At 57.2% G+C, this 10697-nt stretch carries 7 protein-coding genes; all 7 read right to left on the bottom strand.

The genetic code is table 11. The features are described from left to right. Positions 1 to 302: 302 nt before the first annotated feature. Positions 303 to 545: a replication regulatory protein RepA gene (locus tag HV237_RS25105; protein WP_000078032.1), complete on the bottom strand. Its 243-nt coding sequence runs from the start codon at positions 543 to 545 to the stop codon at positions 303 to 305. A 131-nt stretch (positions 546 to 676) separates the two neighbouring features. Continuing rightward, the gene (locus HV237_RS25100; protein WP_047715669.1) at positions 677 to 1240 is read right to left on the bottom strand and encodes a phospholipase D family protein; all 564 of its coding nucleotides are present in this window, start codon (positions 1238 to 1240) and stop codon (positions 677 to 679) included. Positions 1241 to 1388: 148 nt separating this feature from the next. Beyond that, positions 1389 to 1742, bottom strand: a complete 354-nt coding sequence (locus tag HV237_RS25095) for a hypothetical protein (RefSeq protein ID WP_047715670.1) — start codon at positions 1740 to 1742, stop codon at positions 1389 to 1391. A gap of 41 nt (positions 1743 to 1783) precedes the next feature. Further along, positions 1784 to 2515, bottom strand: a complete 732-nt coding sequence (gene traX / locus HV237_RS25090) for a type-F conjugative transfer system pilin acetylase TraX (protein ID WP_071446724.1) — start codon at positions 2513 to 2515, stop codon at positions 1784 to 1786. Next, a complete protein-coding gene (locus tag HV237_RS25085; RefSeq protein ID WP_047715672.1) occupies positions 2512 to 3078 on the bottom strand; it encodes a DUF2726 domain-containing protein in 567 nt (188 codons plus the stop codon). The genes traX and HV237_RS25085 overlap by 4 nt, the downstream gene beginning before the upstream one ends. Positions 3079 to 3096: 18 nt before the next feature. Next, positions 3097 to 8400, bottom strand: a complete 5304-nt coding sequence (gene traI, locus HV237_RS25080) for a conjugative transfer relaxase/helicase TraI (RefSeq protein ID WP_047715673.1) — start codon at positions 8398 to 8400, stop codon at positions 3097 to 3099. Then, positions 8400 to 10634: a type IV conjugative transfer system coupling protein TraD gene (traD, locus tag HV237_RS25075; RefSeq protein WP_047715674.1), complete on the bottom strand. Its 2235-nt coding sequence runs from the start codon at positions 10632 to 10634 to the stop codon at positions 8400 to 8402. Before traD ends, traI begins: the two co-directional genes overlap by 1 nt. Between the last annotated feature and the right edge of the window lie 63 nt (positions 10635 to 10697).

Genomic DNA, 10697 nt, shown 5'->3' with positions numbered 1-10697 from the left:
ACCCGCCTGCACTTACAATGCGCGGAAGGAGTAAATGGCGCAGAAACAAGTATTGAACTTTTCTGAGCATAAAACTATACTCCCTGCATAGCCTGATTGATGGCTATACAGTTTAAGTAGGCCCCGGTAATCTTCTCCTCGTCGCCAAACTAGATGAAGATTATCGGGGTTTTTGCTTTTCTGGTCCCAGGTTGATACCTCTCAGAACCAGTTCCCTGCCACCTTACGGCGTGGCCAGCCATCAAAATTCTTTATACGAACAGGAATTTAGCATTCAAAGACAGTTCGATCAAGGAATGTGACTACTCACCTAACAATTCTCGTTTTATGAGCAGCTCTATCGCTTCTGCCTGAGTTAACCCATTCTCCTGACAAAATGCGTCCAGTTTATCTTTGTGAGAATTCTGGATGAACACATTTACAGGTTTATGAGTCTCCCTTTTACGGGATACCGAACGCATTTTCCTCTCACTTACACTAAGAGGCGTACCCTTTCGGTAAGCTCGTTTCGATGAGGAAGTTACTGCATTATCGATCTGCGACATCTCTGCCTCCTCAAGGATCAAACTTGGATCGTTTGCAGAGAATACTACAGATTCCTGAAATCAGCGACTTACTTTATGAACGTAACCTGTGTTGGCGCACGGTTTACGTTTCAGGATCGTTTCTTGGGATGTCAGTACGTCTGTTTCCAGTCCGTTCCTTGCGCCCAGCGGGATGTCCAGTGGTTCAGGTAGCTGCGGGCTAAGACTGGGTCATCCCAGACGACAAGCACGTTCTCCGAATTCGAACGGTCTGCAGCCCGGCTGAAGTTAAATGAGCCGACCTGGGTGTTGCGGCCATCAACGACGATCACTTTATCATGGAGAATTTTGTAGGCACTGACTGTACGAACCGGGATACCAGCACCAACCAGAATGTTCATGGCTGCTTTACTGGCGTTGTTGTTCTTTCCGGTATTAGCTTTCCAGTCCAGAACCACGCCCACATCTACGCCCCGACGTTTTGCCCTGACAAGTGCCCTAGCCACCTCCGGAGAGGTGAAGGAATAGCCCATCAGACGGATTTCCTGTTGCGCGGTCTCAATTGTCTTAAGAACCAGCTGGAGAGCTGTACCTTCCGGAGAAAATCCTGCCTCAACGGTGGCTGCGTAAGTATTCGGTACTGGCGCGCACAGAACCAGACCGAGCAGGCCGGGCAGAAGCCATCGGCACATATGTTTTTTAGGCATTGTTTGCATGGTATTTCCTTCGCTGGATGTATTCAGAAACGCCGGAATCGGGGGAAACTCGCTTTTCCCCGATTGCCGGGGTTGGACAACGACGCCCTGCGGAGGCGTCAGGCCGTTTTGTTGAACAAACCAGGATTAGACAGAAGGTTTTTCGCTCTCAAGCTTTGTCCCCCTCGATCCATTGAGGGTAATCCTTGGCAATATCACAACGCAGCGTTTTATTGCCAACGCTGATGATGTAGCCCGGAGAATAGTTCTTCTCACCATCGCTACAGCGTTTATCTTCCTTCAGACTATTTGTCTTTATCACCTCCGCCAGGATCTGACGCAACAGAACGTTGGTCGTTACCTGTTCTCCCTGCTGAATCTGGCGTACCGGAACGTTTTTAAAACCGTCTGGTTCTATAACTGTCTGAACTGGTTGAAGAATTGCAGGCGCAGCAAACACCGGCCCGCTTAATGACAGGCAACCAGAGATAACCGCTGATAAAGCGATTTGCTTATTTTTCATGTGAATTCCTTTTGTTTGATTAAAGCAACAGTAAAGACAGGTCAGAGAACACTGACCAGAAAACCAATACACAGCAGATGGAGGGCATACGCTGGTGCAAACCACCGTCCGGCCTGCAGGCGTCGTCCGGGAGCCGGTACCAGCCCGTGCACGCAAAACAGCACAGTCAACGTCAGCAGTACACCGGAAAACGTCATCACATCACCATGTCGGGCATTAAGCAGGGCGACCAGCAACAGCCAGACAGCAAACAGGGCTGGCCGCAGTGAGTCCCGGACCTGCCAGATAAGAAGCGCGCCGGCGAGCATCAGCAGACCTGGTATACCGTAACTGGCAGAGCTAAGCGGCAGATACCCCACCAGGGCCGTGAACGCTGCAACGCCATTAAGCACGGTCGTCGCCTGCAGGAAGCGGGTCACCTGCATGACAACAGCGAAAGCGAACAGGATATTCAGTTGCCACCACATGAGTCCGGCTTCCCTGAAGGCCAGCCAGTAACCCGGCTGCGCCAGGAGTGCCATCAGCCACAGGCGGTTGAGGCTGTGCTGACGCAGGGTTTTGCCTGCCATGTTGCAGCCACTGACCAGCGCAAACAGGGGGAATGCACAACGCCCGGCCATGTTCAGTAAGGGCATCTCCAGCAGGAAGGCAGTGGCGATGTGGTCCCCCACCATTGCCAGAAACGCGGCCATCCGGATGACATCACGCTGCAGCGCGGAGAAATTCAGGGTCAGCCTGAAAGGATGCAGGGCAACAGATTTACCCGGATTCATGTTGCAGCCTCCTGTCGTTGTGCGCAAAGGTGTGCTCTGACGCGCTCCGCCAGCTGTTGCTCATCATCGCCACGCAGCAGCGGGATACCCGCCTGTTTCAGCACCTCTTCAAGCAGCAGGTCACGCCGCTGACGTTTCGGTGCCTGATGGGAACGGTCGTCCAGCTCCACTGCCACAATGATTCTTCCGGTGCGGTCCGTGATAACCACATCGCAGTGCCACTGCGATACCAGGCGGAACAGTTGCCACCATTCACGGCTCCCGGACTTACGGTCGGGCGCCACTCTGACGATATCGGCCACTCGAACCTGCGGGCACAGCCGCCACTGGCGGGTATCGGTCACCCTGTCGAGCCGGCGCAGAAAACGCTGCTCCCGCTCCGTCATCAGCTGACCGGCACTGACGAACGACGGTCGGCGGCACAGCAACAGTTCAGTTCTGCCCGGCCGAATACCTTTTTCACGCAGTCTCTGCAAAAGTGGATGCCGGGCTGAACCGGCCTGCCTGAGCAATACCACAAATCCGGCGAGCAGAATGGCCATAATGAATATTCCGGTAAACATACACATATCCTCCCTGAATCAGTCCCCACCGAGCGTTTTTTCCAGCTCAATCTCTTTCTCCGGCACATTCACCACCCACTCACGTTCGGTACGCTGCATCTGATCACGTACCTGCTGGCGGGGTTCCCGGCCTTCTGCCACCGCTTCCCGGACAGCTTCATCCAGCTCCCGGGTTTCCCGTTCTGTACCGTCACGCAGACGACGTTCGTCACTGGCCGACAGCAGCGGGTCAGGCTTATCACCTTCCGTCCCCGGCAATGCCGGCAGCAGTTCCTGCCGGGCCTGCTCCGCCAGCTCCCGTGCCGCTTTTTCCTGTGCCTCTGCCAGTTTCTGCTGCTCATCAGGAGGCAGCGTAATGGGGTCTTCCGCTTTCGCCGCCGATTCAGCCTCCGCCACACTGCGCACTGTCCGTGCCACCTCATCAGGCTCCGTGATTCGTCCCCCGGTCAGGCGGGCTGCATTGAGCAACCGTTCTTCACCGTGCAGGCGTATCACCACCCCGCTCTCCGGGTTCTCCTGTGCCAGGCGCAGCGCCGTCTGTGCATCATCAGCAATGAGTGTCTGTCCGTTACGGCTGGCCTGCAGGCCGGCGAACTGCGCATCCTCCCCGCCACGCAGCCGGGACTCATCACTGAGCACCACGCGCATTCCGTCATCCTCGATGCGGATTTCAGTCAGCAGCGCCCCGGCCGCTTTCCCGTGACGGGTCCAGGCCGGCAGGGCCACATAGGGTGACGGGTATTTTTTGCCGGCAGCAATAAAGCGGGCCATTGTTTCACCCTCAAGGCCGTTTTCCGCCAGTACCCGGCGGCCCAGCGCGGTTTTATCCAGACGTGAGGCAGTGGCCAGCAGTCGGTTGCCGGTGTCGGATTCGTGGTCACTTTTCTGGTGCAGCAGGTCATGGGCGGTCTGTCCGGCATTTGAGTGCCGGGCATCGGCACTCCAGCCAGCCAGATCGTCGGTATAGACCTGCACATGCTCTTTTGCGCGTGACAGCGTCACATAAGTGGACTCCAGAGACGCCATTCTTTTCCTGCCACCTTCGGTACCGGTCAGGGCAATGGCAAAGCGTTCACTGGCCCCCTGCACGCCATACACCGTCAGGGCATAGGCGAGGTCAATATGACGGTCCTCCGTCGTGGCCTGCGGGTCGACGATTTTCTCCTGTTCTCCCTGTCGGAAGCGGATGGCCCCGTCGTCAGTGAACCCGGCCACCTCCCACAGGCTGTTGGCCACATAGCCGCGGTCGGTGTCCGAGCGGGTAAAGCGCACCCTGTCCCCCTGACTGATCGTCAGATCGCGGGGTGTGAAGAGGGAAATATCCTGTGCAGTGTTCTGCTGAGGAGAGATCAGCACCGACTCCCCGTCAGCATTACGCAGCGTGACCACGGCGTCCTGCGTATCCACCTCCGCCACCGTCCAGTAGCGCTCGTTCATCATGGCCACGGCGCCTGTGTACTCCGCAAAGGTTTCAGCCGCACGCAGGGCGTTGTCTGGCACCCGGAGCGGCTCCAGGACGGTGAACGTGCGTTCTTCAGCACCAGTATCGCCTTTCTCATGCCGGGCGGTATGAATGCCATCATTGATGGCATGACGATCGGCGTTGAGTTCCGCCACAACAAGTGTCTGCTGCTGTGCCTCCGGGGTGCGCCCCATCCAGTCATCCCGGATAGCTTCAATGATGTCGGTGCGCACCAGGGCCAGCTGTTCTGGCGTCAGTGTCTGTTCGCCGGCAACGGGAGTGTCCTGCACCTGGTCCTGCTCCTTTTTCGGCGCACGGATTTCCATGACCGAGTTATCGGGCACCCAGGCCCCGGGCTGACGCGGGACCTGCTGTGGGGTGACGTCATCCACCTGGCGCAGGGATATCTCCACCTGACCGGCGATGATGCTTTCAATCGCCGGGCGCAGCGCCGGGGTCTGGCGGACAATCTCCTGCATCACCACCGTATCGATGGCGCTCCGCTGCTGCACTAGGCGGAATGGCAGACCGGTTGAGATGGCCTGCAGCTGCGCGGTGTCCCCGCTGGAGACCATTCGTCCGCCGCCTGCGGCAACCAGCTGATAGAGCTCTGCCATATCGCGGTTACCCACCATCGAGCTCTCATCAGTCAGGAACAGGACATTGCGGAAGTCCGGTGTTTCCCCGGCCTGTATGGCCAGGCGGGTTTCACTCAGAAAACTGGCAAGCGTTCGTGCCTCCACCCCGGCCTCACGCATCTCATGCACGGCGCGGTGTGTGGGTCCCAGGCCGATGACCTGCGGGCGCACGGATTCAGACAGGGTGTTCAGGGCACCCATCACCGCCCGGAACTGGGTGGTTTTCCCCACCCCGGCGTAGCCCTGAATGGACATAAAGCGGTCAGTGTTCTCCAGTACCGTCCGTGTGGCATCCCGCTGGCCTGTAGTCAAGCCTGACAGTACCGAAGCAGGCGTCAGCGCCATCAGGGGCTGTACAGCATCCTTACCCTCAGCAATATGGCGGATGATGGTCTTTTCCATCTCATACGCCACACGCGGGACCAGGACGCGGTTTCCCGCTCCGGCAACCGAATCCAGCTTAATCAGCGCCCCGCTGTCAACCTGCCTGACGATTTCAGCCCGGACATCAGCCAGCGGCTGGCCCGACTTCACGGCCTCGGCCAGCAGGGTAAGTTCACTGAGATACACCTGTCCCTGCTGCGCGCGAGGGATGGCCAGATTCACCGCCTGCTCTGCATCCGACATCAGACGCTCACAGCTGGCCTGTATGGCCGTATCCAGATTTGCCTCGCCGGTCGACTGACGGACCTGGTCACTGGCCAGTCGCACGGCAGATACACTCTCCACTTTGCGTGCGGCCTGCTCAGGCGCAAGCGGCGTATAAATCCGGATGTCGCTGCCGCTCTGCGCCAGCGCGTTCAGGGCCTGTTTATTCAGCCCTCGCGGACCGACTGCGGCCAGTACCGTGCGCGAGGCGCTGGTACCCGCCCCGGTCCCTTCCACATAGTCATGAGTCAGCTTCACGGCCCGTTCAGTGGGCAGACGCAGTTCCCGGTCACCGCTGCGCAGCCGTACTGCGCCGTTTTCCAGCCCCGCCACGGTGAACTGCTCTTTCGCTTTGATGGCTCCCTTCAGCTCACGCCCCAGCGCCCTGACGCGGTCCCCTTCAGAAACCTCCAGTGTCCGGCTGCGGTACAGGCTCCAGCTGCCGTCCAGTTGCGTCACCTTCAGGGTCAGCCTGGTGCCGTCTTCCCCCTGCAGCACCAGGCTGTTAGTGGCCTCAGCCACCCGGTCAATGGTGTGCCGCGTCATTGTTTTCTTCTCAGCGTCCCACTGCTCCATCACCATCCCGGGCCGGTAGTTATCGCGCTGATGACGGGTTTTGCTGTCCAGCCACACCGGCTCCAGTACCCGGAGTGTCACCTGCTCCCGGCCCAGCTCTCCGGCCTCACGCCGCGTATCCCGGATAACCTCCGTCAGTTGTTGCTGTTCCCGGGTACCGGTCACCTGGGCCACGACATCCCGCCCTTCAGCAGACAGGCGCACGTACTCTTGCGCCAGCTGGTCATAACGGCTCCGTTTATCCGCCTCGCTGACCAGTCGTACCTCCGGCAGCTGCGTGCCGTAAAACCGGTACTGGGGAATATCCGCCTCTTTCAGCACCGACAGGGCATTGCCCGTTCCCTGCCGGTTCTCCGTGTCCATAAATATCAGCTGCGCCCCGGCGCTGAGCGCCTTTTCCTGCAGCAGCACGGTTTCTTTCAGCGACAGTCTCTCCGCCCGGTCAACGATAACCGTGCCCTGCACCGGCAATACGGTGTCTGCATTCATCTGCGAGCGCAGCATTACATGGCCTGCCAGATGCGGGCTTTCTGACAGAAACTGGCCACTGCGACCGTCGGCTGCAATCACCATCACCTCACGGCCCTGTGAGCGGGCCATCATGGCCACATCTTCCGTGCGCTCACGCAGGGTCTGCGCGCCTCCGCGACCGCTCAGAATGGCTACCGGGCTTTTATCCTGCGACAGCACAGAGACAGCATCCCCGGCAGGTATATCGCGTCCCTGTGCCCGTTCTGGGAAGACCAGAACGGTTTGCTCCGCAACGGCCGTACGCGCCAGCTGATGGACGCTGAGTTCGTTCAGCAGGTGGATATCAGAGGTGAATATGCCCTTCTCCCGGTCCAGGGGAATAAGACGCTGCCCTTCAATCGCGGCCTCAATACCGGCACGGGCCTGCTCAAACAGACCAGGTGCGGAGGGCAGACGACTGACCGTGCCGGCCAGCATTTCCGACCAGGTAAACTGGACCTTTTTGTCCGACAGCGCGGAGATTGTGTCGCTGACGGCCTTCTGCACCAGTTCGTCAGCAGCCTCGCCGGAAGACGCGATTCCCGGCTGGCCCGGCGCACGCATCCCCTCCTGACCAGCAACAACAGGACCAGTAATTTCCACACGCGCCTGCGCCTGACTGATGTAATGTCCGATATCAAATTTTTCGTCCGTTAAGCGTCGGCGCCAGTCGGCTTTCAGCAAATCCGGGTCAGCCCAGGCTTTAGCCTGTCGTGTATCGAGTGCGGCAACATCACGCGATTTTGCTGACGCATCAGGTCCGGCGGCTTCCCGAATTGCCTGACTGCGCGAGGAAAAGATGTCCACCGGCACATCCTTCAGCTCCCACAGGCCATGTTTACCCGCCGCCACCGTTTCGAATCCCATCGACTCAATATCTTCACGTAAGGCAGAACGGTACAGGTTTCCCAGCGCTATCTTGGTGGCGTACAGATTCTCAGAAAAGCCAGTTTTCATCCGGGTATCGCTGGCCAGCGACCGCCATTTTTCATCGGCGAATGTCGCATTAAAGACCAGGGCGTGGGTGTGCACCTGCGGGTCCAGGTCCCGGGAGGTGTCATGGTTATACAACGCAGCCACCATACTGCCAGTCAGCACCGTTTCCGTTTTTCCCTCCTGCGTGATGCGGGCGCTGACCAGTTGCTCCACCTCCTTCATCACCACCGCCACGGCCCGGTTATGCGCCTCAATAAAACGTCGGTCTTCCCCGACCAGCGCCATGACGGACACACTTTTGGGGGCGGAGAACGTCAGGTCATAACCACTGCGGTGTTTGTTGACACCATCCACCATCCGGGACAGGTCACTGCCATCAGGCAGTCTGCCCTGGCGGACCGCATCCATATCGGCGCTGGCCACCTCCCCCTTCAGGCCCAGCTTCTCCGCGCCTTCCCCCATCCAGCGGGAATCCAGTGAACCGCTGGCATAGTAGTTGTCTTCGTGGCTGTAATAGCCCGCATCACCCTTGATGGAAGAAATGGAGAGCATCAGTATTCCCTCCCGTCATCCATCTCATGCGTTTTTACTGTCGCATGGTTGATATTGACTTCTTCCCTGCGGGTCATATCGCGAGTCTGGTGTGAGGTCTGAGCCCATGCCTCATACGCTGCGAAATCCACAACCTCACCGTCGCTGTTCAGGCCCGGGGGAATATCCTGTGGTAAATCCTGTTCGATATCACGCTCAGTCCCTCCGGTCGAGGCTGGGCCACCTTCAGCGGAAGCCGTGTTTTCGGTATCTGCATCGCCGGAAGCCCCCTCTGTCTGCAATGGCCACGTCGCAGGAGGCGTATTCGCTTCCGCGAGGACAGCAGCCACCAGGTCGGCGGAAGGGGGAGGGGTATTCGAAAGATTACCCTCCGGTATAAACGCACCGCCCGGAACAGCCTGAATTAACGACTCTCCCTCGAACAATCCGGCAAACTTGTGCCGTTCTTCTTCACTACGGCGCCGAATTTCATCCTCAAGCGTCTGATCAAGACTCGTCTGTACGTCACGCAGCAACAGGGCATCTGCCACTTTGGGTATTGCCTCATAGCTCATGGAGAGTTTTACAACGGGATAGTCACCGGGCAGGGTGACATAACACTGCAGATCGTTAAGTTTCTGGACGTCTGAATAGGTCACCACCGTGACACACTCTTCCTCCTTGCCGAAGGAAATCCCGTCACGGACCTGCTCATGGCCGAAGCTGGTCTGTTCATTGAATTTTTTACGCCGGGTTTCCCCCAGATCTTTTTCCACAAACTGCGCAATTTCCGCACTCGGGGAACGAAAGAAGAATTTGGTGTTCAGCAGGTCAAACAGCCCCGCAGCGGCTTTAGGACCATAGATTTCTTCCATCTGGGCGATGTTCTGAAAACCCAGCACAAAACAACCGCCAAATTTACGGGCTTCTGAAATAATCCTCGGTAATGAGGACAATTTATGCAGCGACGCCAGTTCGTCATAGAAGAACCAGACACGCCGCTGCCGGTTCGGCCCCATAGCGAGAAGACTGGTGGCGGCAATGCTGAGCCACAGTGAAATAAGCGGCTTGAGAGACTCATGGTTCTGTTCATCGGAGGTAATAAAAAGCCAGCCATTCTTCGATTTATCGGTCTGGCCTTTCATCCATTCCCGGATGGTAAACTTCTCCCGTCCCGGACGGTCGATGCCCTGCAGGTAGCGCAGCGCTTTAACGTAGTTTGTCAGCACGCTCCGGATAGAGATGGCTGTCTTCTCAATTTTTCCGTCAACCAGAGTGGAGGCTGGCGTACCGGCCAGGAAAGCCCGCAGCTGGTCCAGCTTTATGGCCAGCAGTGTGCGCAGGAATTTGTTGTAGCTGCGATCTTCGTCCTTACGCATGCGCTCAGCACCTTCCGCGAAGATGGTGCGCGCACTGCCCTGCCAGAAAGGATCTTCACCGCTACTGGCCGGGATCAGGGTCGTACTGGCATTCTCCAGTTCGGCGATAGAGCGGCATTCCTCCCACAAATCCCAGTTCGGGCAACGGGAATCCAGCGCATTAAGTACTTTATCCCGGGATTCGTCGTAGAAGTCCTCAACGAACGTACAGCCTTTGTCGTAGATAATGACCAGATCGCCCCTGTCACGAAGCTGTTTTAAAATCTTGCGCATCAGGGTGGATTTACCGGTTGATACCGTGCCATGCATAGCCATATTCTGAATCTCAGAATCCAGCTTTAGCGGCAGGTCATCGATACGAATATCGGATGCTTCCCCGCGTTTTTTCATCATCCGGGCAACTTCTTTTGGCGATTCGCAGAGTACCCGGCCCCCGATAATTTCATCCTCACTCTGTTTACGGCCAGCACGCCCGAGATACCAGTACACGGCCAGCGTGGCCAGAAAGGCGATCAGCAGCGCGGCACATCCTGCAATAACCAGTTCCTGTTTCAGCAGTTGGCCGCAGTACATGGTGTAACTGTCACTCAACACCTGCCTGGCGCTGTACTGCAGGTTATGTTCGTAATAACGGATGGTATAGACAGGCTGACTGACCATTTTTTCAGTAAAAGGCGACATTACCCGGACAAACCAATAAATAATGCCGTTGGTCAGATTCTGAATACTCATACGCATCAGCAGTACGGCAATACCAAATAATACCGTTCCCATAATAACGTAATAAGAAATCAGGTTATTTATTTGCAGGAACATTTTCAGGCGCATAAAAGCGACCTGACCGCCCTGCGTTAAGTCGCGAGGATTCAGGCTCATTATATTTTCCCGGAAGCAGGTAACCAGCAGACATGCCGGATACAGGTCTGTCTGCATGCGCTA

It is taken from the genome of Citrobacter sp. RHBSTW-00570 (genome assembly GCF_013739755.1).
Taxonomy (GTDB): domain Bacteria; phylum Pseudomonadota; class Gammaproteobacteria; order Enterobacterales; family Enterobacteriaceae; genus Citrobacter; species Citrobacter braakii.
Note: the sequence above shows the minus strand (reverse complement) of the source record. Positions and strands in the feature narration are given on the sequence as shown.